The 25,346-nt window shown below is 67.1% G+C and carries 21 protein-coding genes and 2 tRNA genes; 5 read left to right on the top strand and 18 right to left on the bottom strand.

What is annotated here, in order from left to right:
• Positions 1 to 12: 12 nt before the first annotated feature.
• The 6 genes from BW41_RS07735 to lon form a co-directional block, all read right to left on the bottom strand.
• The gene (locus tag BW41_RS07735) at positions 13 to 2,856 is read right to left on the bottom strand and encodes a TonB-dependent receptor domain-containing protein (protein WP_037533146.1); all 2,844 of its coding nucleotides are present in this window, start codon (positions 2,854 to 2,856) and stop codon (positions 13 to 15) included.
• A gap of 107 nt (positions 2,857 to 2,963) precedes the next feature.
• Positions 2,964 to 4,586, bottom strand: coding sequence for a hypothetical protein (locus BW41_RS07730; protein WP_373276501.1), 1,623 nt, complete (start codon positions 4,584 to 4,586; stop codon positions 2,964 to 2,966).
• A gap of 413 nt (positions 4,587 to 4,999) precedes the next feature.
• Positions 5,000 to 5,332, bottom strand: a complete 333-nt coding sequence (locus BW41_RS07725; protein WP_037533141.1) for a hypothetical protein — start codon at positions 5,330 to 5,332, stop codon at positions 5,000 to 5,002.
• A 148-nt stretch (positions 5,333 to 5,480) separates the two neighbouring features.
• Positions 5,481 to 5,555: transfer RNA gene (locus BW41_RS07720), tRNA-Val, on the bottom strand.
• A gap of 51 nt (positions 5,556 to 5,606) precedes the next feature.
• Positions 5,607 to 5,879, bottom strand: a complete 273-nt coding sequence (locus BW41_RS07715; protein WP_037533138.1) for an HU family DNA-binding protein — start codon at positions 5,877 to 5,879, stop codon at positions 5,607 to 5,609.
• Between the two features lie 149 nt (positions 5,880 to 6,028).
• On the bottom strand, positions 6,029 to 8,422 hold the full coding sequence (lon, locus tag BW41_RS07710) for an endopeptidase La (RefSeq protein ID WP_037533137.1): 2,394 nt from the start codon (positions 8,420 to 8,422) through the stop codon (positions 6,029 to 6,031).
• Between the two features lie 150 nt (positions 8,423 to 8,572).
• Between lon and BW41_RS07705 the strand changes: the two genes are divergently transcribed.
• Both BW41_RS07705 and BW41_RS07700 read left to right on the top strand, forming a co-directional pair.
• Entirely contained in the window at positions 8,573 to 10,276 is a 1,704-nt protein-coding gene (locus BW41_RS07705) for a M1 family metallopeptidase (RefSeq protein ID WP_037533136.1), read from the top strand.
• Between the two features lie 14 nt (positions 10,277 to 10,290).
• Positions 10,291 to 10,557 carry a hypothetical protein gene (locus BW41_RS07700; RefSeq protein WP_235199682.1) on the top strand — a complete coding sequence of 89 codons (267 nt, stop codon included), beginning with the start codon at positions 10,291 to 10,293 and terminating at the stop codon, positions 10,555 to 10,557.
• Here the strand turns inward: BW41_RS07700 and BW41_RS07695 are convergent.
• Positions 10,530 to 11,618 carry a calcium:proton antiporter gene (locus tag BW41_RS07695; RefSeq protein ID WP_037533133.1) on the bottom strand — a complete coding sequence of 363 codons (1,089 nt, stop codon included), beginning with the start codon at positions 11,616 to 11,618 and terminating at the stop codon, positions 10,530 to 10,532. The two genes, BW41_RS07700 and BW41_RS07695, sit on opposite strands and share 28 nt — an antisense overlap.
• A gap of 264 nt (positions 11,619 to 11,882) precedes the next feature.
• Here BW41_RS07695 and BW41_RS07690 point away from each other — a divergent pair, with 264 nt between their 5' ends.
• The gene (locus BW41_RS07690) at positions 11,883 to 12,743 is read left to right on the top strand and encodes a manganese catalase family protein (RefSeq protein ID WP_037533131.1); all 861 of its coding nucleotides are present in this window, start codon (positions 11,883 to 11,885) and stop codon (positions 12,741 to 12,743) included.
• A 475-nt stretch (positions 12,744 to 13,218) separates the two neighbouring features.
• On the opposite strand, the gene BW41_RS07685 is transcribed toward BW41_RS07690, so the two are convergent.
• From BW41_RS07685 to BW41_RS07655, 7 genes are all read right to left on the bottom strand, one after another.
• On the bottom strand, positions 13,219 to 13,863 hold the full coding sequence (locus tag BW41_RS07685; protein ID WP_037533129.1) for a hypothetical protein: 645 nt from the start codon (positions 13,861 to 13,863) through the stop codon (positions 13,219 to 13,221).
• Between the two features lie 76 nt (positions 13,864 to 13,939).
• Positions 13,940 to 14,473 (bottom strand): hypothetical protein, encoded by a 534-nt coding sequence (locus BW41_RS07680; RefSeq protein WP_235199681.1) that lies wholly within the window; start codon positions 14,471 to 14,473, stop codon positions 13,940 to 13,942.
• A 470-nt stretch (positions 14,474 to 14,943) separates the two neighbouring features.
• Positions 14,944 to 16,215, bottom strand: a complete 1,272-nt coding sequence (gene clpX / locus BW41_RS07675; RefSeq protein WP_037533125.1) for an ATP-dependent Clp protease ATP-binding subunit ClpX — start codon at positions 16,213 to 16,215, stop codon at positions 14,944 to 14,946.
• Positions 16,216 to 16,335: 120 nt separating this feature from the next.
• On the bottom strand, positions 16,336 to 17,025 hold the full coding sequence (locus BW41_RS07670) for an ATP-dependent Clp protease proteolytic subunit (protein ID WP_037533123.1): 690 nt from the start codon (positions 17,023 to 17,025) through the stop codon (positions 16,336 to 16,338).
• A 56-nt stretch (positions 17,026 to 17,081) separates the two neighbouring features.
• The gene (locus tag BW41_RS07665) at positions 17,082 to 18,014 is read right to left on the bottom strand and encodes a glycosyltransferase family 2 protein (RefSeq protein ID WP_037533121.1); all 933 of its coding nucleotides are present in this window, start codon (positions 18,012 to 18,014) and stop codon (positions 17,082 to 17,084) included.
• Positions 18,015 to 18,201: 187 nt separating this feature from the next.
• Complete coding sequence (gene tig / locus BW41_RS07660) at positions 18,202 to 19,884, bottom strand: trigger factor (RefSeq protein ID WP_037533120.1); 1,683 nt, start codon at positions 19,882 to 19,884, stop codon at positions 18,202 to 18,204.
• Positions 19,885 to 19,958: 74 nt separating this feature from the next.
• A tRNA-Leu gene (locus BW41_RS07655) sits at positions 19,959 to 20,043 on the bottom strand.
• 111 nt (positions 20,044 to 20,154) lie between these two features.
• Between BW41_RS07655 and BW41_RS21520 the strand changes: the two genes are divergently transcribed.
• Both BW41_RS21520 and BW41_RS07650 read left to right on the top strand, forming a co-directional pair.
• Positions 20,155 to 20,316 (top strand): hypothetical protein, encoded by a 162-nt coding sequence (locus BW41_RS21520; RefSeq protein WP_200870369.1) that lies wholly within the window; start codon positions 20,155 to 20,157, stop codon positions 20,314 to 20,316.
• Between the two features lie 3 nt (positions 20,317 to 20,319).
• The gene (locus BW41_RS07650) at positions 20,320 to 20,538 is read left to right on the top strand and encodes a hypothetical protein (protein ID WP_037533119.1); all 219 of its coding nucleotides are present in this window, start codon (positions 20,320 to 20,322) and stop codon (positions 20,536 to 20,538) included.
• Between the two features lie 24 nt (positions 20,539 to 20,562).
• On the opposite strand, the gene BW41_RS07645 is transcribed toward BW41_RS07650, so the two are convergent.
• The 4 genes from BW41_RS07645 to gatC all read right to left on the bottom strand — a co-directional run bounded on the left by BW41_RS07645 (position 20,563) and on the right by gatC (position 25,286).
• Positions 20,563 to 21,216, bottom strand: coding sequence for a peptidylprolyl isomerase (locus BW41_RS07645; protein ID WP_235199680.1), 654 nt, complete (start codon positions 21,214 to 21,216; stop codon positions 20,563 to 20,565).
• A gap of 586 nt (positions 21,217 to 21,802) precedes the next feature.
• Entirely contained in the window at positions 21,803 to 23,272 is a 1,470-nt protein-coding gene (gene gatB / locus BW41_RS07640; RefSeq protein WP_037533117.1) for an Asp-tRNA(Asn)/Glu-tRNA(Gln) amidotransferase subunit GatB, read from the bottom strand.
• Positions 23,273 to 23,502: 230 nt separating this feature from the next.
• Positions 23,503 to 24,984, bottom strand: a complete 1,482-nt coding sequence (gatA, locus tag BW41_RS07635; RefSeq protein ID WP_037533114.1) for an Asp-tRNA(Asn)/Glu-tRNA(Gln) amidotransferase subunit GatA — start codon at positions 24,982 to 24,984, stop codon at positions 23,503 to 23,505.
• Positions 24,984 to 25,286 carry an Asp-tRNA(Asn)/Glu-tRNA(Gln) amidotransferase subunit GatC gene (gene gatC / locus BW41_RS07630; protein WP_037533111.1) on the bottom strand — a complete coding sequence of 101 codons (303 nt, stop codon included), beginning with the start codon at positions 25,284 to 25,286 and terminating at the stop codon, positions 24,984 to 24,986. Before gatC ends, gatA begins: the two co-directional genes overlap by 1 nt.
• Positions 25,287 to 25,346 lie beyond the last annotated feature (60 nt).

Here is a 25,346-nt window from a genome sequence, read left to right as displayed (position 1 = left end):
GCCCTGCCCCCATCAGAACGTCGTGCTCACCCCGAGGCTGAACACCCGCCCGAGGTTATAGCGGTTGATATAGACCTCGTTGCCGTTGCTGAACGTCTGGCTCTCGCGATAGCGGGTTCGCGTCAGGTTGCGCGCCTCCGCCTTGATCTCGAACTTGCCACCGATCAGCTCGAATCCCTGGCGCGCGACGAGGTCGAGCCGGATGCCGGGATATTCGACGATGTCGGGCTGGAAGCCGGTACCGCTGAGCAGCGACGGCCCGCGATTGGTGACGCGCTTGCTCGCATAGTTGAACAACAGCGTGATCTGCGACAGCGCCGCGCTGTCCTCGATGCCGAGTTGCAGGTTGACGAGATGATCCGACTGGCCGGTCAGCGGCGCGCCATCGCGGAACAGCGACGAGGCCGGCGCGAAGCCGACCGGGCAGCCGCCGACCGCCTGCGTCGACGAGGCGACCGAGGGGGCGCATTCGCCGTTCGCGGTGATCCGCGACTTGGTATAGGTGTAATTGGCGATCAGCAGCGCCCGCCGCGTCGCAAAGAAGTCGCCGCCGAAGACATTGGCGAGCGGGAAATATTTCTGCACCTCGACCTCGCCGCCGTATAGCGTCGCCTTCGGCAGATAGGTGAAGCCGGTCTGCAGCCGGTCGTCGGCGCCGGTGTAGAAGCCGACCTGCTCGATCGGATTGTCGATCCGCTTGTAGAAGCCCGCGAGCGTGAAGCGCTGGTCGCGCTTGAAGAACCATTCGTAGCGCGCTTCGAGATTGTAGAGCTTCGAATCGCGGAGCAGCGGGTTGCCGAAGAACAGCCGGTCCGAATCGGGGTCGCGGAACTGCTGCGGCGCGAGCTCGCGGAACTGCGGGCGCGAGATCGTCTTGGCGGCGCTGGCGCGCAGCTGCATGTCGGCGGCGAAATTCCAGGTCAGCGTCGACGCCGGCAGGAAATAATCGTTCTTGAGCCGGGCCAGCCCGGTGGTCACCCCGAATGGCGTCACGCGCTCGTCGCCGCGCTCGTAGCGCACACCGACCACCGCGCGCAGCCCGTCGAACGCCTCGCCCTCCGCCTGCACATAGCCGGCATGGACGTCGAGGCTCGCGTCATAGCGATAGGCGCCCGCCGCGGTGTTGAACTGCAACTGGATCGTGCAGGGCGCGGTATTGGCGGTCAGCGGACAGGCGTTGTTGAGCACGTCCGGGCTGAGCAGATAGTCGGGCCGCAGCAGATTGTACGGATAGCCCGGCGCGGTGCCGCCGCCGTTCGAGGTCTGATAGTTGAACTGCAACCGCGACGAGGTGCGGTCGGTACCCTGGTAGAAATAGCCGGTCGACAATGTGATCGGCCGGTCGCCATCGATCTTGTACGAGGCGTCCGCCTGGCCGGTCCACAGATTCTCGTTCAGCTCGCTGAAGATGATCGAGGCGAACGGCGTGAAGCGCTGCGTCACCTGATATGCGCCGGCGCATTGATAGCCGCTCGCCTGCTGCTCGCCGTCGCTGGTGATCGGCAGGCCGGTGGTGGTCGTCGCCGAGCAGAGATAGTCGAACTGGCGCTCATAGGGCGCGTTGCGCTTCGAATTGGCATAGGCGCCGCGTGCGTCGATCTTCAGCGCGTCGCTGAGCTTGAACTCGCCGACCAATTGCGTCTCGATCAGCTGGCGCTCGAACCAATTGGTGTTCTGCTGGAAACGCAGCCCGCTGGCGTTGTTGTACAGCGTCGCCGCCGAGCCGCGGCCCTGTTTGAGCGTGTCGTGGATATAGACGTTGGTCCAGCGGATCGTGTTCTCGCCGAATTCCAGCCCGACGCCGACCAGCGCATTGGCGACGATGCGATTGTCGGTGATCAGCGTGGTGAAGTCGTTGCGCAGCGTGCCGTCCGCCGACACGCTGTCCTGCTGGTTGGCGAAGCGGGTGCGGAAGGTGTTGCTCGCGCTCAGCGAGGCGATCACGCCGAGCCGCGAGCCGCCGATGTCATAGACCGAGCCGCCGCTGATCTCGCCCGACCAATTGGCCGGCAGCTGGTTGTTGCGCTGGAGCAGCGTCGTCGAGGCATTGGAGAGCTGCGCCACCTGTTCGGCGGGGATGATGCCGCTGCCGTCGGGGGCGTTGCGGATGAAGGCGGGCACCTTGCGCGTGCCGTCGTCATAGCCGATCCAGTCGGCGTCGCCGCCGGCATAGGTATAGCCGAGCTCGCTGGTCGTCGCATCGTCGGCGGCGATCGTCGCGCCGAACGAGAGGAAGTTCTTGTCCGGGATGGCCTTGGTGGTCAGGTTGATGACGCCGCCGCCGAATTCGCCGGGATAATTGACCGAATAGGTCTTCTGCACCAGCGCCGAACCGACGATCGTCGTCGGGAAGATGTCGAGCGGCACCGACCGGCGCAGCGGCTCGGGGCTCGGCAGCGGCGATCCGTTGAGCAGCGACGACGAATAGCGGTCGCCGAGGCCGCGGACGTAGACGAAGCCGCCGCCGACCACCGACAGGCCGGTGACGCGGGTCAGCGCCCCGGCGATGTCGCCCTCGCCCGTGCGCGCGATATCGGCGCTCGACAGGACGGAGACGATCTGCGGCGTCGCGCGGACGACGTTGGGGATGTTGCGGCCGACGACGACGATATCGCCGGCATCGCCGTTCATGCCGGGCGCGGACACCTCGACCGGCGCCTCCTGCTGGTCGTTGGCGGTCGGCTCGGCACTTTGCGGATCGCTCGCGCCGCCGGGCTGCGAGGTGGCGGGGGTCGAGGTCTGCGCCGGCGGCGGCGTCGGTGCCGCGGTGCCGCCCGCGGTCTGCGCAAGCACGGCGGGCGCGACCAGCATCGAGGAAAGTGAAAGAAGGGTGGCGAAAGCGAGCCGCTGCGGCATGACCGTCAATCCCGGATCAGAAGTCTGGATACAGGTGTCCGCAGGTGGCGGGATCGCCACCTGCGGCACCGATGCTGGGTCGGGGCACCGTCAGGCGCCCCATCGCCTCAGCGGCCCTGGCAGGCGAAATAGACCGAGTTGAACGACGGCGGGCCGAAGTCCTGCAGCGTCGTATCCGCCGGGCGCACCGTGGTCCGGCCGCCGCTGGTCTGCTCGCCGGCGATGATGTTGACGCAGGCGACGTTGCTCACCGTCTTCACCACGCCGTTGACGAAGCGCATGTCGCTGCCGCCGCGCTGACGGATCGCGGCGGGGGCCAGCGCGGTCTGGACGAAGGTGAAGTTGGCATAGGTCGCGAAGGTCCGCGGCAGCAGGTCCTCGGCGTTGTTCGAGTCGATCTCGGTCGAGAAGCTGTCGACGGTCGCGCCGCTGGTCCGCTGCGCGGCGATCATGAACTGGATGAAGCCGCGATAGCCGTTGTCGATGTCGAAGCCGTCGTCATCCGCGCCGGTGATCGCGATATACTTCAGGTTGCTGGTGCCGCCGAATATCTCGATGCCGTCGTCTGCCGAATTGTGGCTCTGGATATGGTCGAGTACGGTGCCCGAACCGGTCGCGCCGAGCGTCAGGCCCTGCAATTCGTTGCCGTCGCTGATCGCGATGCCCGAATAGCGGATCTGGACATAGGACATCTGGCCGCTCGAGTCGGCGGTGTTAGTGCCGCCGTAGAAGCGGCCGGTGACGCCCTCGATCGCGAGCTGGCACGGCGTCGGGTTGCTGCCGCCGCTGCCGGTCGCGCACACCGCGGTCGGCGCACGGCCGAGCAGGATGATGCCGCCCCAATGGCCCTGGCTGGTTTCCGATTCGCCGGTCGCCGAGCTGACGTTCTGCTGCGAGGTGAAGATGATCGGCGCATCGCGCGTGCCGATCGCATTGAGCTTCGAGCCGCGGTTGACCAGCAGCAGGTCGTTGGTCGACTCATTGGCATTGGCGAAGACGGTGACGCCGGGCTCGATCGTCAGCGTCACGCCGCTGCCGCCGGTCGCGCCGAGATCGGTGCCGACCTCGGTCTGGCCGGTGAAGCGATAGGCGATGCCGGCGATGCGCGGCAGCGTCAGGCTGGAAGTGATCGCCTGCGGGAGGTCGCAGATCTTGAAGCCGCCGATCGTCGCCGCGGTCGCGCTGCCGCTGCCGCCGGTCGCGGCGGTGGTGCCGCTCGGGCAGGCGGCGCCGCTCGCCAGCGTGCCGATCGCCGGCACCGCGGTGCAGCGCGCGCCGCTGCCGCCGAATTCGGCGGCGGTCGAATTGCAGGTCCAGCCCTGGAAGCTGGTATCGGTCGGCCCGCTCAGCGCGCCGACATAATTGGTGCTGGTGAAGAAGCTGTTGATCGTCGACGGATCGATCGCGGTTGTCAGCGACGTCGCCGAGGTCGGATAGACGCCGTTCAGCACCGAGCCGACGCCGTTGACGTTGTTGTTCGACCCGGCGTTGACGATCGCGAGCTGCTCGTCGGCGGTGACCGAGATGCCGTTGACCGTGGTGACCGCAGCGAATTGCGCGGCGGTGATCGCGCTCGGCGTCGCCGACGGGGTCGGGGTCGCCGCCGGGGTCGGCGTCGGCGAGACGATCGTCACGCTGCCCGCGCCCGGCGAGGCGACGCTGTCCGCGCCGCCGCAGCCGGCCAGCGCGAGGCAGGCGCTCGACGCCATGAGGATGGTACCGATGCGCATGTGGCTCGCCATGATCGAAAGCTCCCGGTCGTATATCGTGTCGGCCGGCCGAGGCTCCCCCTGCGGCCGGTCCCTGAGAGCCGCGGTACGAGCGGTAAATGACTCCTGAATGAGATTCGGGAGACAGAATGATGACGGTGATGTGATGCTTTTGTTACGACGGCGGCGGAGGGCGGCATCCAGGCCCTGCCCGCCGCTTCAATCCGCGCTGCATCGAAGGAATCATGCCGCCGGCCACCCGGCGGAGGCCGGGGCCCAGTTGGGTTTAGGCCGCTATTGCTCGCACAGCGTCACCGAACTGGACCCCGGCCTGCGCCGGGGTGGTCCGGAGGGGGGGAAGGATCGTCGCCCCCAACGCAAAACGGGCGCCCCTCTCGCGAGGGACGCCCGTCGAAACGCCGATCTGGCGAAGCTTACTTGTCGCCGTCCTTGACGCCGACCGCAGGCACCGAGATCGTTTCCTTCTTGGTTTCGACCTTGGGAACCTCGACCGTGGTCTCCTTGGTGCCGACGACGACCTTCTTCGAATCGAGGTCGACCTTCGGCAGCGAACCGCCCTTGGCGCTGACGTCGACCGACGGCAGCGAGCCCTTCTTGGTCACGTCCGCGCTCCAGAAGCCGGTCAGGAACAGCAAGGCGACGATGATGATCGCGATCACGGCGATGATCGCCAGCACGCGGCCCGCGCCGCCGCGACGCTCGACGATGACACGATCGCCATTCCGGTCGGTGGTGTATTCAACCATGATCACTCTCCCTTTGAACTGAGGAAGGTAATCCGGTCAGCAACATATTGTTCCCTGCCCGCAACGACCGGGCGATCGGCGATGGCCCGCGGCGGGACGGCGCCGGAGACCAAAAAGCCCGCCGATCGGTGGATCGGACGGGCTGATATGGTGGGCGCGACAGGGATTGAACCTGTGACCCCACCCGTGTGAAGGGTGTGCTCTACCGCTGAGCTACGCGCCCGAAACTGTTCGGAGGCGCGCCTTTACGGAACGCCGCCGCCGCTGTCCAGCCTCAGTTGACCGAATCTTTGAGGCCCTTGCCCGCCTTGAACTTGGGCTGGTTGGACGCCTTGATCGTCATCGGCGCCAAGGTGCGCGGATTGCGGCCCTGCGAGGCCTTGCGCTTCGTCACCGAAAAGGTGCCGAACCCCACCAGGCGCACTTCGTCGCCCTTCTTCAAGCTGTCGGTGATCGCTTCGAAGACCGCCTCGACCGCCTTGATGGCATCGCCCTTGGCGAGCCCGGACGTATCGGCGACGGTCGCGATCAGCTCTTGCTTGTTCATGAAATGCAGCCCCCTTCGGTATTCCTGGAGAATCATTGCCGAGCCAGAACGATCAGTAACGCGCTCCGGCCCGGCCGAGTCAATCGATATGCCGCCTATGAAGGCAATGTGGTTTCAAAACCTTAACCGCCGTGCTCGGCAGCAGCTGGTCAGTGATGCAACTCGCCGCCGGCCGGTGCAACCCCCGCGGGCGGCAGCGCGGCGAGTTCGTCGGCGTCGGTCCATTCGATCGCGGCGAGCGGTTCGGTCAGCGCGAGCGTCAGCACCTCGTCGACATGGCTGACCGGCACGATCGTCAGCCCGTCCTTGATGTTCTGCGGAATGTCGGCGAGATCCTTCTCATTCTCCTGCGGGATGAGCACCGTGGTGATGCCGCCGCGCAGCGCCGCGAGCAGCTTTTCCTTGAGCCCGCCGATCGGCAGCACGCGACCACGCAGCGTCACCTCGCCGGTCATCGCCACATCCTTCTTCACCGCGACGCCGGTCAGCGTCGAGACGATCGAGGTGACGAGGCCGATGCCCGCCGACGGACCATCCTTGGGCACCGCGCCTTCGGGCAGGTGGATGTGGATGTCCTTGCGGTGGAACAGCGACGGCTTGATGCCATAGCTCGGGCTGCGCGCCTGGACGAAGCTGAAGGCGGCCTGCACCGATTCCTTCATCACGTCGCCGAGCTTGCCCGTCGTCTTGACCGCGCCCTTGCCGGGCACGGTGACGCTCTCGATCGTCAGCAATTCGCCGCCGACCTCGGTCCAGGCGAGACCGGTGACCGCGCCGATCTGATGCTCGGTCTCGCCGAGGCCGTGGCGGAACTTCTGCACGCCGGCGAACTCGTGGAGATTGTCGGGCGTGATCGTCACGCTGGTCGCCTTGCCTTCGAGGATCTGGCGCAGCGCCTTGCGCGCCAGCTTGGCGATCTCGCGCTCGAGCGTCCGCACCCCAGCCTCGCGGGTGTATTTCTGAATCAGCGCGCGCAGGCCCTCCTCGGTCAGCGTGAACTCGCCGGCCTTCAGGCCATGCGCCTCGATCTGCTTCTCGATCAGATGGCCCTTGGCGATCTCGACCTTCTCGTCCTCGGTATAGCCCTCCAGCCGGATGATCTCCATCCGGTCGAGCAGCGGCTGCGGCAGGTTGAGCGTGTTGGCGGTGCAGACGAACATCACGTCGGACAGATCGATGTCGATCTCGAGATAATGGTCGTTGAACTTGCCGTTCTGCTCGGGGTCAAGCACCTCGAGCAGCGCCGAGGCGGGATCGCCGCGGAAATCCTGGCCGAGCTTGTCGATCTCGTCGAGCAGGAACAGCGGATTGCCCGTCCCCGCCTTCTTGAGGTTGGTGACGATCTTGCCCGGCAGCGAGCCGATATAGGTGCGGCGGTGGCCGCGGATCTCGGCCTCGTCGCGCACGCCGCCGAGGCTCTGACGGATGAACTCGCGTCCCGTCGCCTTGGCGATCGACTTGCCGAGGCTGGTCTTGCCGACGCCCGGCGGGCCGACGAGGCACAGGATCGGCCCCTTCAGCTTGTTGGTGCGCGCCTGCACGCCGAGATATTCGACGATCCGGTCCTTGACCTTCTCCAGCGCGTAATGATCCTCGTCCAGCACCGCCTGCGCGGCGGCGATGTCCTTCTTGATCTTCGACTTCTTGCCCCACGGCAGGCCGAGCAGCACGTCGAGGTAATTGCGCACCACCGTCGCCTCGGCGCTCATCGGCGCCATCGTCTTGAGCTTCTTCAGCTCCGACGTCGCCTTGCTGCGCGCTTCCTTGCTCAGCTTGAGGCCGGCGATCTTCTGCGTCAGCTCGGCGATCTCGTCGCCGTCGCTCTCGTCGTCGCTATTGCCCAGCTCGCGCTGGATCGCCTTGAGCTGCTCGTTGAGATAATATTCGCGCTGCGTCTTCTCCATCTGGCGCTTGACGCGGCTCTTGATCTTCTTCTCGACGTGGAGGACGCCGAGTTCGCCCTCCATCAGCGCATAGGCCATCTCCAGTCGCTTGACCGGATCGGGCTCGACGAGCAGCGCCTGCTTGTCGGCGACCTTGACCTGGACGTTGGCCATGATCGCATCGGCGAGCTTGGACGCCTTGACGATCTCGCTCAACTGCTGCGCGGTCTCGCTCGGCAGCTTCTTGTTGAGCTTGGCATAGGTTTCGAACTGCTCCACCGCCGAGCGCATCAGCGCCGCGACCTCGACACCCTCCGCCTCGCGCTCCTCGAGCATCTCGACGGTCGATTGCAGATAGCCGTCCGCCTCGGTCAGCTCGCCGAGCCGGCCGCGCGCCTTGCCTTCGACCAGCACGCGCACCGTGCCGTCGGGCAGCTTGAGCAATTGCAGCACCGTCGCGGTGACGCCGACCTCATACAGGTCCTCGCGCGCGGGATCGTCCTCCGCCGGGTCGAGCTGCGCGACGAGGAAGATCTCCTTGTCGGCTCCCATCGCCGCTTCCAGCGCGGCGACCGATTTGTCGCGGCCGACGAACAGCGGCACGATCATATGCGGAAAGACGACGATGTCGCGCAACGGCAGTACGGGAAAACTGGTCATGGATACTCCGGCGCCGCCTCGAACGGGGCGGCTGTGACCCTCTATATGGGGTCGGAGGCCTATCCATCAATCGTTGCGCGCACGGCACGGCGGGACTTGTCTTCGCTCCGCCGAGCGTGGAAACCCGCCGCTTCCACCCGGGAGTATCGAATGTCGCCTCGCCTGCCGTTTGCCGCCCTGCTGCTGCTGTCGACCGCCGCTTATGCCGCCGAGCCGGGCAAGCCGCCGCTCAGCGCACAGACCGCGGCCTCGGGCGGGCCGCTCGATCCGGCGCAGAAGAAGGTGACGTTCGACACCGCCGATCTGCAGATCGAGGTCGATCCGGTGCGCGAGGTGATCAACGGCACCGCGACTTTGGTGTTCACCGCCAAGGAGCGTACCGACCGGCTGGCGATCGACCTAGACAAGAATTTCACCGTCACCGCGGTGACGGTCGACGGCGTCGATCCGGCGAGCTTCGCCAATCCCGAAGGCCGCATGACGATCAAGCTCGCCAAGAAGGTCGCCAAGGACGCCAAGCTCACCGTCAAGATCACCTATGGCGGCCGTCCGCATACCGCCGTCCGCGCGCCGTGGGACGGCGGCTTCGTCTGGGCCAAGACCCCCGCCGGCGCGCCGTGGATCGCCACCGCGGTGCAGGGCGAGGGCTGCGACCTGTTCTGGCCGTGCATCGACTATCCGACCTACGAGCCGCAGAAGGTGACGCTGCACATCACCGTGCCCAAGGGGCTGAAGGCGCCGTCGAACGGCAAGTTGCTCGGCGTCGATCATCTCGACGACGGCCGCACCACCTGGAACTGGGAGGTGGCGCACCCCAACCCCTATACGATTGCGCTCAACGTCGGCCCCTATGAGGAGCTGTCCGGCACCTACAAGAGCCGGTTCGGCAACGAAATTCCGATGTTCTACTGGTATCTGCCCGGCGAGAAGGACAAGGCGGAGAAACTGTTCGCCGAATTCGCCCCGACGCTCGACTTCTACGAGAGCGTCGTCGGCCCCTACCCCTGGGCGGACGAGAAGGTCGGTGTGGTCGAGACGCCGCACAAGGGCATGGAGCATCAGACGATCAACGCCTACGGCAACGACTATGCCAAGGCGCCCGAGGGGTTCGACTGGCTGTTCCAGCATGAGTTCGGCCACGAATGGTTCGCCAACCAGATGACCGCGCCCAATTGGGACGACTTCTGGATGCACGAGGGTTTCACCGAATATATGCAGCCGCTCTACGGTCGCTGGCGCGAGGGCGAGGCCCGCTATGCGGCGATGATGCTCGAGATGCGGCCGAAGATCCTCAACCAGTCGGCGCTGGTCGCCGGCAAGCCGCAGACCGCCGAGGAGGTCTACAAGACCGCGCCCGGCCGCGGCGGCGACATCTATTACAAGGGCGCCTGGGTGCTGCACACCTTGCGCAATGCGATCGGCGACAAGGCGTTCGACGAGGTGCTGCGCTGGACCGTCTACGGCCGCGCCGATCCCGCGCCGGGCAATTTCCAGCCGCTGTTCCGCTCGACGCCTGAATTCATCGGCTATGTGAAGCAGGTGACCGGGCAGGACTGGCAATGGTTCTTCGACGTCTATCTCTATCAGGCGGCGCTGCCCAAGCTGACCGTGACGCGCAACGCGACGCAGCTGTCGCTCAAATGGACGACGCCGACCAACAAGCCCTTCCCGCTGCCGGTCGAGGTATCGGTCGACGGGAGCGTCCAGACGGTGCCGATGAGCGGCGGGCTGGCGACGATCACCGTGCCGGCCGCAGCGCATGTGATCGTCGATCCGATGGCGCGCGTGCTCAAACAGGATGACGCGATCGACGCCTATCAGGCGTGGCGCGCCGCCCAGCCCAAGCCGAAATGAGCGGAGGACGCCCGATGACCGACCAGCCCTGGACCGCCCGTGCCGCCGAGATGGCGGCGATCTTCATGGTCGGCGACGGCCTCGTCGGCCTGCTCCAGCCCACGCGCCACGTCGACCTGTGGAAGGACGAGGCGCTCGGTGCCGAGGCGACGGTGCGCCCGTTCGTCGGCCGCCCCGGCCGTCGGCGGCTCTATGCGCTGGCGCAGATCGCCGGCGGCCTGTGGCTGGCGAGCCGCCAGCGGCCACGCGCCGGTCAGGGCACGATCGTCGTGAACAGATAGGCCGCGAAGATCACCAGATGCACCACCCCCTGCAACACGGTGGTGCGTCCGGTGCCGAGCGAGATCGTCGTCACGAACAGCGACAGCGCGAGCAAGGTCATGCTCTTCGCGCCGATGCCGAGCGTGAGCGGCAGGCCGAGCATCAGGCTGACGATCGCCACCGCCGGGATGGTCAGCCCGATCGTCGCCAGCGCCGATCCGAGCGCGAGGTTGAGGCTGGTCTGCAGCCGGTCGCGCCGCGCGGCATTATAGGCGGCGAGGCTCTCCGGCGCGAGCACCAGCGCGGCGATCACCACGCCGACGATCGCCAGCGGCAGCCCGGCGGCAAGGATCGCCGCCTCGACCTGCGCCGACAGCCCCTTGGCGAGCAGCACGACGACGACCAGTGCGACGAGCAGCACGCCGAACGCGGTCCAGGCGGTGCGGTCGCTCGGCGGCGCGGCATGATCGTCGGGCTCGACGTCGCCGGCGGGGAGGAAATAGTCGCGATGGCGCACGGTCTGCACCAGCACGAAGGTGCCGTAGAGGACGAGGCTGACGATCGCGACGAAGACGAGCTGCGACGGCGCATAGGTCGGCCCCGGCGCGGTCGTCGTGTAATTGGGCAGGATCAGCGACAGCACGGCGAGCGCCGCGAGCGTCGCCAGCGCCGCGCTGATCCCGCGCAGCGTGAAGCGCTGCTCGCCATGCGCGATCCCGCCGGTGAGCAGGCACAGGCCGATGATGAAGTTGAGGATGATCATGATCGCCGCGAACACGGTATCGCGCGCCAGCGCCGCGACGTCGCCCGATCCCGACAGCATCAGCGACACGATCAGCGACACCTCGATCACCGTCACCGCGATCGCCAGCACCAGGGTGCCGAACGGCTCGCCGACGCGATGCGCCACCACCTCGGCATGATGCACCGCCGCGATCACCGCGCCGATCAGCACCACCGCCGCGACGATCGTGCCGACCAGCCCCATCGCATAGACCGATCCCAGCACCGCCGGCACGCCCACCGCCGGAAAGAGGATCGCCCAGCGCGGCAGGCCGACCCAGCCTTTCGTCTCCGTCATTCCAGTCCCCGTCCGATCGTTACGGCACGCCAATGCGCCGTCGCCGCGAAAGGTCCGGTCCGTGCACATTCCACTGCCGCCGTTCACATTTTGACACAGGCGCATGATCTGCGGACATGCCGGCAAACAGTCAGGTTAATGATGTAAGTTACTACGATTGCTGGCCTTTGTTTTGGCCGCGCAATAAACTCTGATGCGACATCGTCGGTTTGGGACAGGTCGGTGCGACGCCGGCCTCGACCCCGAAAACCAGGAGACGCCGCCATGTATTACCACGACAAACGCCTGCAATTCCCCGTCACCGTCAGCAAGCCCGATCCGCAGTTCGCGCGCATCCTGCAACAGGCGATCGGCGGCGTCGAAGGCGAGATCCGCGTCTGCATGCAATATTTCTTCCAGGCCTGGGGCAATCGCGCGCCCGACACGCGCTATCGCGACATGCTGCTCCACACCGCGACCGAAGAGATCGGCCATATCGAGATGCTCGCCACCGCAGTGGCGCTCAACCTCGACAAGGCGCCGGCCTCGCTGCAGGAAGAAGGCGCGGCGGACGGCATCGTCGGTGCGGTGATGGGCGGCGAACGGCCGCGCCACGTCATCGAAGGCATGATCCACAAGAACCTGCTGTCCGGCGGCCTGTCGGCGATGCCGATCGATTCGGACGGCGTGCCGTTCAACATGAGCCACATCTATGCGAGCGGCAACATCGCCGCCGACATGTACGCCAACGTCGCCGCGGAGAGCACCGGCCGCGTCCTCGCCGTCCGCATCTTCAACGCCGCGCATGACGAGGGCATGAAGAAGATGCTGCATTACATGATCGCCCGCGACACGATGCACCAGAATCAGTGGCTCGCGGTGGTCGAGGAACTCGGCGGCATGACGGCACAGGCGCCCATCCCCAACAGCTTCCCGCAAAGCGAGGAAGACAATCAGAACAACTATAATTTCTACGTCACCTCGCTTGACGGCAGCTATCCGGAGGGACGCTGGACGCAGGGCCCGTCGGTCGACGGCAAGGGCGAATATACCGTCTTCCGCAACGAACCGCTCGGCGAGGAACCGATCCTCGGCCCCGCCCGCCCCGACAGCGGCGCGCAGACCGACCAGATCGGCAAGGCCTGACCACCGGCCACCGGCCGCTCCGTTTCCCCGGAGCGGCCGGTGGCGAAGGACGCATCATCCGTCGTCATCCGCGCAACCGCCAACCGCGTAACCGCGTAACCGCGCAACGTTGGTGAAGGCCGCCCGCCCCTCCCCAAGAAAACACCACCCCGGCGAAGGCCAGAGTCCAGTGGGGTGGAAGCATCTTGATGGACAGCGACGCCCGCCTGAGCTGAGTCCTGCCTCCGCGATACGCTTGCAAGGACGTCACAAGTGCTCCCGCGAAGGCGGGAGCCCAGTATCTTCTTGCCACCAGCCGTTCCGCTGCCTGGTCACTGGGTTCCCGCCTGCGCGGGAACACAGGCGCCTCTGATAGGTCGACGGCCTGCACACCGCCGCCCCGTCGCCGGACGCGTTCGCCGAGCGCTACTCGACTCTCGCGGACGGCACCGAACCCACGCTCCGGCCGCCCACCGCTACGCCGCTCCCCGCCGCCTCACCGCCCCTGCGCCGCCCGGGCCTGCGCCGGCCGGTCGAACGCCTGGTCCTTGTAGCGCCCGTCCTTCTCCACCCAATGCAGGAAGAGATGCGCCGACCAGCTGTTGGGATTGGGGTCGAGCCGGCCATGCCGGTGATGCGTCCCCTGATAGAGCACGCCATCCCCCGCCGCCATCGCCACCGATCCATAGGGCTGGCCACCGAAATCATCGCTGACCTCGGGCTGCGGCACCGCGATACGGTCGCGTCCCACCGACAGCGCCCACGGCTTGTCCTCGCCATAAGCGATGGTCAGCGACAGGCTGTGCTCGCACGCCTGCCGGTCGGAATGGATGCGGCAGACATCGCCCTGCCGATAGGCGCGGAAATAGGCATAGGTCGGCAGCAACGTCGCCCCCACCACCTCGGCGACACGCGGCGTCAGCCCCCAGAGGAAGGTGAGCATCGGCGCATATTGAAACGCATAGACCTCGATCGCCGGCTGGCGCAGCAACGGTCCGCGCGCCGCGAAGCTCTGCAACGGCCGCCCCGCCGCCTGGAGATCGGCCTGCATCATCCGGTAGAAAGCGAGCAGCACTTCCGGCGCGAACAGCTGCGGCAGCGCGACATGGCCCTCGGCGCGATAGGTGTCGGTCGCGGTCACGGCTGGAGAAAGCTCTGCATCTCCAGCGACCTAGACCGATTCCTCGGTCATCGCCACGACCGATCGCGCCACCGCCTCACTGGCCGAACACCATCAGCAGCGCCGGAAACAGATTCTGAAGGACGTGCACCGCGATGACGACGCCGACCGCCACCCAGAAGCCGCGCGGCCGCCAGGTGACGTAGAGCGTCGAGAAGATCAGGAACGGCCACCAGATCACCGCCCCCCACAGGGGCGTGGCGAGGCTGTGCGCGATGCCCCACAGCAGGCTGCTCGCCAGCACCGCCTGCCAGCCCTTGAGGACGTAGAGCAGCAGCGTCAGCACCGCCGCCATGATCAGCGTCTCGACCACCGGACTGAAGCCGGCGACGAGGAACAGCTTCATCGGCCCCGAGGTATCGCCGAGGTCCGGCCCGGGATGGCCCGGTGCGAGATGCTCGATGATCCAGCTGAGGATGAGGCTGCCGCCGATCGTCAGCAGCCAGCCGACGAGGATCGCCAGCCACGCCCGCCGGTCGCGGAACAGCAGCGCCGGCAGCACCGCCAGTGGCCCCCGCCCCGCCTGCCACGCCGGACTGCGCTCCACCGCAGGGTCTATTCGTGTCGCCATCATCGCTCCGTCGCTTGCCGCCCCGCTGTGCGGCGCGCCGGGTTAACGCGCGATGAGGGAAACGCGATGCGCGAGGAGCGGCGTTACGGCGCGAGGCGGGGATGCGGCGCGACGTGGCCGCGGCTTGGCGCTCGCGTGGGGGTTGTTCGAAGGTCGCTCAGCCAGCGCAGGATAGCATCGCCTTCGTCCCGTCGAAACGGGTGCGAAGTCGTTCCGCTAGCCAGAGCCCCAGTGTTCCCGCGCAGGCGGGAACCCAGTGGCCCAGCAGAACAACGGCGGCGCGAAAGCAGAAACGGAGCTCCCGCCTCCGCGGCAGCACTGGCGGTACGGCAAACGCCCCGCCCCGTCGCGGAAAGCGCATTGGCGGCACGAAAAGACCACAAACCGCGTAAACCCGCCGCCTCCGACCGCCCGCACGAAAAAAGGGCGCCGCTTCCGCGACGCCCCTTCCTCAACCCAGACCCAACCGATCAGGCGGCGGCGCCGGCGCCGTCCTTCTTCTTCTCGGCATAGACGCGGATCGGCTCCTTGCGGCCCTCGATCACGTCCTTGTCGATCATCACCTCGTCGACGCCGTCCATGCCGGGCAGATCGAACATCGTGTCGAGCAGGATCGCTTCGAGGATCGAGCGCAGCCCGCGCGCGCCGGTCTTGCGCTCGATCGCCTTCTTGGCGACCGTGACCAGCGCATCGTCGGTGAAGTCGAGCTCGACCTGCTCCATCTCGAACAGCTTCTGATATTGTTTGACCAGCGCGTTCTTCGGCTCGGACAGGATCTTGACCAGCGCCGGGATGTCGAGGTCCTCCAGCGTCGCGATCACCGGCAGACGGCCGACGAATTCGGGGATCAGGCCGAACTTGAGCAGATCCTCGGGCTCGGTCTGGCGCAGCAGCTCGCCGGTGCGCTTCTCCTCGGGCGCGGCGACATAGGCGCCGAAGCCGATCGACTTGCCCTGCAACCGGTCGCCGATGATCTTCTCGAGACCCGAGAACGCCCCGCCGCAGATGAACAGGATGTTGGTCGTGTCGACCTGGAGAAATTCCTGCTGCGGATGCTTGCGCCCGCCCTGCGGCGGCACGCTCGCGGTGGTGCCTTCCATCAGCTTGAGCAGCGCCTGCTGGACGCCCTCGCCCGACACGTCGCGGGTGATCGACGGGTTCTCCGCCTTGCGGCTGATCTTGTCGATCTCGTCGATGTAGACGATGCCGCGCTGCGCCCGCTCGACGTTATAGTCCGAGGCCTGGAGCAGCTTGAGGATGATGTTCTCGACATCCTCGCCGACATAGCCCGCCTCGGTCAGCGTCGTCGCGTCCGCCATGGTGAACGGCACGTCGAGGATGCGCGCCAGCGTCTGCGCGAGCAACGTCTTGCCGCAGCCGGTCGGCCCGACGAGCAGGATGTTCGACTTGCTCAGCTCGACGTCGGCACCCTTGGCGCCGTGGTTGAGCCGCTTGTAATGGTTGTGCACCGCCACCGACAGCACGCGCTTGGCGCGCTTCTGGCCGATGACGTAATCGTCGAGCACGTCGCAGATCTCCTGCGGCGTGGGGACGCCGCCGTCCTTCTTCGAGACGAGCGCCGACTTGGTCTCCTCACGGATGATGTCGTTGCACAGCTCGACGCACTCGTCGCAGATGAACACGGTGGGTCCGGCAATCAGCTTGCGGACCTCGTGCTGCGACTTGCCGCAGAACGAGCAGTAGAGGGTGCTCTTCGAGTCGCCACCGCTCAATTTCGTCATTCACACTTCCTTGTCGCGGGTGAGGCCCCGCTGGTGAGGCCGACCATGGTAGACCGGCCATTACGCAAACCACAACGCCCAAACGATCTTAACGGATCGGCCGGGCGCGTTACCGCGCCTTTATGCCGACGGCGCGGTCTCGTCCGCCGGCGTCGGGCGCTTGTCGAACACCTCGTCGACGAGGCCGAAATCCTTCGCCTCATTCGCTTCGAGGAAGGTATCGCGATCCATCCGGCGCTCGATCTCCTCGAGCGGCTGGCCGGTGTACTGCGCGTACAGCTGGTTCATCCGCGCCCGAATCCGCAGGATCTCCTTGGCCTGGATCTCGATGTCGCTGGCCATGCCCTGCGCACCGCCCGACGGCTGATGGATCATGATCCGCGCATTGGTCAGCGCCACGCGCATCCCCGGCTCGCCGCTGGCGAGCAGGAAGCTGCCCATCGACGCCGCCTGGCCGATGCACACCGTGCCGACGCGCGGACGGATATATTGCATCGTGTCGTGGATCGCCATGCCCGCCGTGACGACACCGCCCGGCGAATTGATGTACATGAAGATGTCCTTCTTCGGGTTCTCGGACTCGAGGAAGAGCAGCTGCGCGGTGATCAGGCTGGCCATGCCGTCCTCGACACCGCCGGTGACGAAGATGATCCGCTCGCGCAGCAGGCGGCTGAAGATGTCGAACGAACGCTCGCCGCGGTTCGACTGTTCGATGACGATCGGCACGAGGCCGGCTTGGGTCTGCTGCAAACCAAGGCCGGCGTGGGCGATCGGGCTCATGAAGTCGCCGGTCTCGAACGGATTGTGCATGGAAATCTCTCTATAGGCCCCGAAGATCGCCAACATCGGCGCTCCGGCGGGGGAGTTCAAGCCCCGCCGGACGGGGCGGGGTGGGTCAGATAGGCGAGCCGGCGCACCTCGCGCCGCCCGCGCACCACGGTATCGAGGATCAGCCCGGCAAAGCCGCACAGCGCGGCGATGATCATCAGCCCGGTGATCAGGATCGCGGTCGGGAAGCGCGGCACCAGATGCGTGTGCATATAGGTGATCGCCAGCGGCACGCTCAGCCCCACCGCCAGCGCGGCGAGCAGCGCGCCGATCGCACCGAAGAACAGCAACGGCCGCTCGATCCGGTACAGCGTCAGGATGGTCCTGAGGATGCGGAAACCGTCGCCATAGGTGCTGAGCTTCGACTGCGATCCCTCGGGCCGCGCGAAATACGGCGTCTCGACCTCGGCGCAGGGCATCTTGAGTTCGAGCGCGTGGACGCTGATCTCGGTTTCGATCTCGAACCCCGCCGACAGCGACGGGAAGCTCTTGACGAAGCGGCGCGAGAAGACGCGATAGCCGGACAGGATATCGGTGAAGCTGCGCCCGAACAGCCGCGCCAGCATGCCGGTGAGCAGCGCATTGCCGAAGCGATGGCCCCGGCGATAGCTTTCCTGCACCTGGCTCACCCGGCTGCCGACCACCATGTCGCACGGTTCGTCGAGCAGCCGCGCGACCAGCGCCGGCGCGGAGGCGGCGTCATAGGTCGCATCGCCATCCGCCATCACATAGACGTCGGCATCGATATCGGCGAACATCCGGCGGACGACATTGCCCTTGCCCTGGATGCGCTCGCTGCGCACCACCGCGCCCGCGGCGCGGGCGACCGCGATCGTGTCGTCGCTCGAATTGTTGTCGTAGACGTAGATCGTCGCGTCCGGCAGCGCGGCGCGAAAGCCGGCGACGGTCTGCGCGATCGCCGCGGCCTCGTTGTAGCAGGGTAGCAGGACGGCGATCGTCGGTGGCGTCACGTTGGTCTGCGTCCCAAGTTATGCAAGCCTGAGCGTTTGTTCATTCGTCATCCCGGCGAAAGCCGGGACCCACGGTCACGGAACGTCTGACGCAAACGTCATCGCGAGCCCGCGCGCGTCCATGGATCCCGGCTCGCGCCGGTATGACGAAGCAAAGGAGGGGAGCCGATGCCCCCCTCCCCGTCGATCAACCCTCGGTCGGCGCTGCGGCCTTCTTGGCGCGCGGCTTCTTCGCCGGTGCGTCGGCCGCCTCGGTGCCCTCCGCCGCCTCGGCCGCGACCGGCGACGATTCGGTCACCGCCGTCTCGGCCTCGACCGGCGCGGCCTTCTTGGCGCGCGGCTTCTTGGCAGGCGCCTCCGTGGCGGCCTCGTCGGTCGCAGCCTCGGCGGCCGGCGTCTCGGTCGCGGCATTGTCGCCCTCAGCGACGGGCTTCTTGGCGGCGGCCTTCTTCGGCTTGGCCGCGCCCTCGCCGGCGGCCTTCTTGGCGCGCGGCTTGTGGTTGTCATGGTCGTGCGAGTGCGTGCCGGTGGCGAAACCGTCCTCGCTCTCGATCGCCGCTTCCAGCTCCTCGCGGGTCGCTTCGCGATCGGTCACTTCGGCCTTATCGAACAGGAAGTCGACGACCTTGTCCTCGTAGAGCGGCGCGCGCAGCTGGGCAGCCGCCATCGGCTCCTGCTGGATATACTGGATGAAGCGCTGCTGGTCCTCGCCGCGATATTGCTGCGCGGCCTGGCCGATCAGCCGGTTCATCTCCTGCTGCGACACCTCGACGCCGTTCGCCTGGCCGATCTCGGAGAGCAGCAGGCCGAGGCGGACGCGGCGCTCGGCGATCTTGCGGTAATCGTCGCGCTCCGACTCCATCTCGGCGAGCGCCGCGGCGGGATCTTCCTCGTGCGTCGCCTCATGCTCCAGCTGCTGCCAGATCTGCGCGAACTCCGCCTCGACCATCGACGGCGGCACTTCGAAATCATGGCCCTCGGCGAGCTGGTCGAGCAGCTTGCGCTTCATGTGCGTGCGGGTGAGGCCGTTATGCTCCTGCTCGATTTGACCCTTGATCAGGCCGCGCAGCTGCTCGAGGCTCTCGAGGCCGAGGTTCTTGGCGAGATCCTCGTCGATCTTGCTCTCGCCGGCGACCTGGATCTTCTTGACGGTGATCTCGAAGGTCGCGGGCTGCCCGGCGAGATTCTTGGCGCCGTAATCCTCGGGGAAGGTCACGTTGAGCACCTTCTCCTCGCCGACCTTGGTGCCGACGAGCTGCTCCTCGAAGCCGGGGATGAGCCGGCCCGAGCCGATCTCGACGCCCATGTCGGTGCCGGTGCCGCCATCGAAGGCGACGCCGTCGGCGGTCTTGCCGACGAAGTCGACGGTGACGAGGTCGCCGGTCGCGGCGGCCTTGTCCTCGGGCGCATCGTCCCACTTCTTCGACTGGTCGGCGAACTTCTGCAGCTGCTCGTCGACGAGATCGTCGGCGACCGGCACGGTCAGCCGCTCCAGCTTGAGCGAATCGATCGCCGGCGCCGGCACGGTCGGCAGCACTTCCAGCTCGACCGTCACCGCGGCATCCTTGCCCGGCGCATAATCCTCGTTGAGCGCGACCGAGGGCTGCATCGCCGGACGCAGCGCCTTGTCGGCGATCAGCTGCTGCACGCCCTGCTGGATCGCGCTGTTGAGCGCGTCGGCGGCGAGCGCCTCGCCGTGCATCTTGCGGACGAGGTTGACCGGAACCTTGCCGGGGCGGAAGCCGGGCATCTTCACCTGCGGCGCGACCCGCTTCACCTCGGCATCGACCTTCGCGTCGATGTCAGCGGCGGTGATGGTCAGCGTGTAGGCACGCTTCAGGCCCTCGTTCAACGTCTCGACAGTCTGCATGTTCGGCCTTCAATCTTGAGAAATCTGACGGAAAATCTTCTAAGGCTGTCGTCCCGCCCACAGGAGCGCGGGACTGGTGCGGGCGAAGGGACTCGAACCCCCACATCTTGCGATGGCAGGACCTAAACCTGCTGCGTCTACCAATTCCGCCACGCCCGCACGAAGGACCCGCCGTTGGGCGCGCGTCTATACCAGCCTGACGCCCGGGGGCAAGCCAAGAGGCAACCGGCGCGCACCCGGAACGTTGGGTCATATGAAGGAGAGACCGACATGGCAACCCAGCCGCCACCCGAAAGCCCCGTTCCCGATTTGCAGCCGGTGCAGCCGAGTGCCCCGCCGCCGGAGATCCAGACGCCGGCACCCGATATCGACGTGCCGTCGCCCGCGACACCGGCGACCGATCCTGGCACCTCGCAACCGGCGGAGATCTGACCCATGGCCGATTCCATCCCGGCCGGCGCGCCGGACAGCAACCCCGACGATCAGCGTGACGACGATCGCAGCGACATCGAACAGGCGGTCGAGGCGCGCGCCGACGCCGTCGCTCGCGGTGAAGGCGGCGAGGAGCCGTCGCGCTTCACCGATACCGGCGCGTTCGACGGCAACAGCGGCACCGGCGGCGAGGTCAAGAATCAGGATCTGACCCAGCAATGACCGGCGGCCCCGCGGGGCCGCCCCTTATGGGACGATCCGCGCCGTGCGGATCGTCACCTTGCTCGCCGGCACCTCGCCCTTGAACGAACCGCCGATCGTCTCGGTCGGCGACACCGGCGCGTCGAGGATATGGACGATCACGTCCATCCCCTCGACGACGTGACCGAAGGCGGCATAGCCGAGATTGTCGCCCGGCTTGGCGGGATCGGCGTCGAGCGACGCGCTCTGATCGCCGACGCTGATCGTGAAGTCGCCGCGTGCGCTGCCCGGCGCGAACCGCGCGACCGAAATCGCACCGTCGGTATGATGCAGCCCGGTCTGCGTCGTCGGCTCGTGCCTGATCGGCGGCAACGTCCGCTTGGCGTCACCATTGGTGCCGAACTGGACGAAGCCGAACCGGTCGGCGACCTTGACCGTGCGGTAGAAGACGGTGCCGTCGAGCCGCTTGCCCGCGACATATTTGAGGAAATTGCCGGCGGTGATCGGCGCATGCTGCGTATCCGCCTCGATCACGATCCGCCCGGCGCTGGTGTCGAGCGCGACGCGCGGCAGCGCGGATGCGGGCGTCGACGGCGCGGGCGCGGGCGCCGGCACCGGTGGCGCCGTCCCGACTGCCTGCTGCGCCATGGCTGGCATCGCGAGCGACACCATCATCATCAGACCGACCATCCGCTTCATCGCCACTCTCCTTCGGCACATGGCCTTACCCGACCTGCGTCGACCCGTCGCCCCGGTGATGGGCCGGGGCTGCGGAATAGGCTGCTCGCTCGAAGGCAAGGCGCCCCGGCGCATCCCTCGCCGCGCGGGCGTGTCCCGGCATCCTCCGCTCCGCGAGGCGAAATCCGCCCCACCACCCTCCTGACCGCCCCGGCGAAGGCGGGGGCCCAGTTGGGAGACCGTCGTAAGTCACGACGAAGCTTCCCCCATCTGGACCCCGGCCTTCGCCGGGGTGGTGCGTGGGGTGCGATGGTGGCCGCATAGGGGCCGTGCGGGCCTGAGGCTCCCGAAACCGCTCCGAAATCCCTCCGCGCTTGCTGAACTCAGCCGAACCGCCTGCCAAATCCCCAGTATTCCCGCGCAGGCGGGAATCCAGTGGCCAAGCAGAGCAACGGTTAGCGGCCAAAGGAACACTAGGCCCCCGCCTTCGCGGGAGCACTGGTGAAACTTACTGCCCTGCCCCGACCACTATCCGGTGACGACGCCGCTCAGACGACGACAGCCTCCGCTCTCGCACCCCCACAAAAAAGCCCAAAGCCCCCTCGCCTCAGCTCAGCGCCTTCTTCAGCAAGTCGTTGACCACCGCCGGATTGGCCTTGCCGCCCATCGCCTTCATCGTCTGGCCGACGAAGAAGCCGAACAGCGTCTCCTTGCCGCCGCGATATTGCGCGAGCTGGTTGGGGTTCTTGGCGATCACCTCGGCGATCACCGCCTCGATCGCGCCGGTGTCGCTGGTCTGCTTGAGACCGCGGTCCTCGACGATCTTGGCCGGGGCGTCGCCCGTCTCCAGCATCACCTCGAACACCTGCTTGGCGAGGCTGCCCGACAGCGTGCCGTCGGCGACCAGCGCGAGCAGCTCGGCGGCCTGCGCGGGCGACACCGGCGACTGGGCGATGTCGTGCCCGCCGCGGTTGAGCGCGCCGAACAGTTCCGACGTCGTCCAGTTCGCCGCCGCCACCGGCTTGGCCCCCGCCTCGAGCAGCGCGTCGAACCAGCGCGCCGCCTCGACCTCGGCGGTCAGCACGTCGGCCTGATAGGCGGAGATGCCGAGCGCCTCGTAGCGCTTGCGCTTGGCGTCGGGCAGTTCGGGCAGGCTCGCGCGGCATGCGGCGAGGAATGCCTCGTCGAGTTCAAGCGGCAGCAGGTCGGGATCGGGGAAATAGCGGTAATCGTGCGCGTCTTCCTTCGACCGCATCGACCGCGTCGTGCCGCTTTCGACGTTGAACAGCCGCGTCTCCTGCACGACGCGGCCGCCGTCCTCGATCAGCTCGACCTGCCGCTTCGCCTCATATTCGATCGCCGCCATGACGAAGCGCACCGAATTGACGTTCTTGGTCTCGGTGCGCGTGCCGAGGTCGTCGCCGGGCTTGCGCACGCTGACGTTGACGTCGGCGCGCATCGACCCCTCCTCCATATTGCCGTCGCACGAGCCGACATAGCGCAGGATCGCGCGCAGCTTGCGCAGATAGGCCCCCGCCTCCGCCGGCGAGCGCATGTCGGGCCGGCTGACGATCTCCATCAGCGCGACGCCCGAGCGGTTGAGGTCGACATAGGAGCGCGTCGGATGCTGGTCGTGCATCAGCTTGCCGGCATCCTGCTCGACGTGGATGCGCTCGACGCCGATCGTCTTGGTCGCGTCGGGGTTCTTGTCGTCGGGGCTGATCTCGATCGCGCCCTCGCCGACCAGCGGATGGTAGAGCTGGCTGATCTGATAGCCCTGCGGCAGATCGGCGTAGAAATAATTCTTGCGGTCGAACCGCGACCAGCGGTTGATCTCCGCGTCGATCGCCATGCCGGTGCGCACCGCCTGGCGGATGCACTCCATGTTCGGCACCGGCAGCATCCCCGGCATCGCCGCATCGACCAGGCTGACCTGCGTGTTCGGCTCCGCGCCGAAGGCGGTCGCCGCGCCCGAGAACAATTTGGCGTTGGAGGTGACCTGCGCATGGACCTCGAGGCCGATGACGACCTCCCACTCGCCGGTGGCGCCCTGGATGCGGTAGCTGGATTCCGTCATTTCGATTCCTGCCGATCAATTCGTATCAGGGCTGGCACCCGTCCGGCCATCATACCGACGTTCCTGCCCCATGATTTTGTCCTAGGGCGATTACTCGGCTCTGCCGGGCAAGCGCCTCCACGTCGCCTGGCTGGCCGATCATCATTCCGACGGCGAAGCTTGCCGGCGCGACCCTCAAAAATGCCGAGAACCTCGCAAATGCCTGCGACGATCTCTGCAACATGCATCACCTACCACCACGTCTGCGGCCGCGCGGTGAAGCCGGCGCGCTGCTCGATCGCCAGTCCGGCGTTCAGCACGCCCTGCTCGTCGAGCGGCTTGCCGATGATCTGCAACCCCAGCGGCAGCCCTTGCTTGTCGAGCCCGCCCGGCACGCTCATCGCCGGCAGGCCCGCGAGGCTCGACGGCACGGTGAACACGTCGTTGAGATACATGGCGATCGGATCGGCCGACTTCTCGCCGAGCGCGAACGCCGCCGACGGCGCGGTCGGGGTCAGCAGCACGTCGCAGCTCTCCCACGCCCGCTCGAAATCGCGCGCGATCAGCGTCCGCACCTTCTGCGCCTGCGTGTAATACGCGTCGTAGAAGCCCGCCGACAGCACATAGGTGCCGATCATGATGCGGCGCTTCACCTCCGGTCCGAAGCCGGCGGCGCGGGTCGCGGCGTACATGTCCTGCAACCCCGCCCCCTCGGGCAGCTCACGCAGGCCGTAACGCACGCCGTCATAGCGCGCGAGGTTGGACGAGGCCTCCGCCGGCGCGATGATGTAATAGGCCGGCAGCGCGTACTTCGTATGCGGCAGCGACACGTCGACGATCTCCGCGCCCGCATCGCGCAGCCAGTCGATCCCCGCCTGCCACAGCGCCTCGATCTCCTCGGGCATCCCGTCGACGCGATATTCCTTGGGAACACCGACGCGCTTGCCGGCGAGACTGCCCGACAGGCCCGCCTCCCAGCGCGGCACGTCCTGGCGCAGCGAGGTCGCGTCCTTGGCGTCGAACCCGGCCATCGCCTCGAGCAGGATCGCGCAGTCGCGCACGTCGCGCGCCATCGGCCCGGCCTGATCCAGCGACGAGGCGAAGGCGATCGTCCCCCAGCGCGAGCAGCGGCCATAGGTCGGCTTGATGCCGCTGATGCCGGTGAACGCCGCCGGCTGGCGGATCGAGCCGCCGGTGTCGGTGCCGGTCGCGCCGGGGCACAGCCCCGCCGCCACCGCCGACGAGCTGCCGCCCGACGATCCGCCCGGCGCGAGCGGCGCATCGCTGCCCGGCCGCCGCCACGGCGAGATGACGTTGCCGAACGCGCTCGTCTCGTTCGACGAGCCCATCGCGAACTGGTCCATGTTGAGCTTGCCGAGCATCCCCGCGCCCGCGTCCCACAGATTCTGCGACACGGTCGATTCGTAGGTCGGCACGAAGCCTTCGAGGATATGGCTCGCCGCGGTGGTCGCGACGCCCTTGGTGCAGAACAGGTCCTTCATCCCGATCGGCACGCCGGCGAGCGGCTTGAGCGTCTCGCCGGCCGCGCGCGCGGTATCGGCGGCGCGTGCGGCGGCGAGCGCCGCGTCGGGCGTCTCGACGAGGAAGGCGTTGAGCGGCTTGGCCTTGGCGACCTTGACGATGAAGGCGTCGGCGACCTCCACCGCGGAGAAGGCGCCACTGCGCACGCCGTCGCGGATCGCGGCGACGCCGAGGTCGGTCAGGTCGGCCATTATTCGATCACCTTGGGAACGGTAAAGAAGCCATGTTCGGCCTGCGGCGCATTGGCCATCAGGCTGTCGCGGATGCCGCCGCCGGTCAGCGGATCGGCATCGACGACATCGTCGCGCAGCCGCAGCTGGTTGGGGATGACCGCGGTCATCGGCGCGACGCCGGCGGTGTCGACCCCCTCCAGTTGCTCGATCCAGCCGAGGATGTTGCTGAGTTCGGGGGCGAGGCGGCTCGCGTCCTCGTCGGTGATCGCGATGCGCGCGAGCGCGGCGACCTTCTTCACGGTGGCGGTGTCTACGGACATGAGGTTGCGGCTAGCAGAGGCAGCTTCGCCGATGCAACCTCGTGTTGCCAGTTCGGCGGG

The sequence above is a fragment of the Sphingomonas sp. RIT328 genome (assembly GCF_000632225.1).
Classification (GTDB): domain Bacteria; phylum Pseudomonadota; class Alphaproteobacteria; order Sphingomonadales; family Sphingomonadaceae; genus Sphingomonas; species Sphingomonas kyungheensis.
This window is presented reverse-complemented; position numbering and strand designations above follow the sequence as displayed.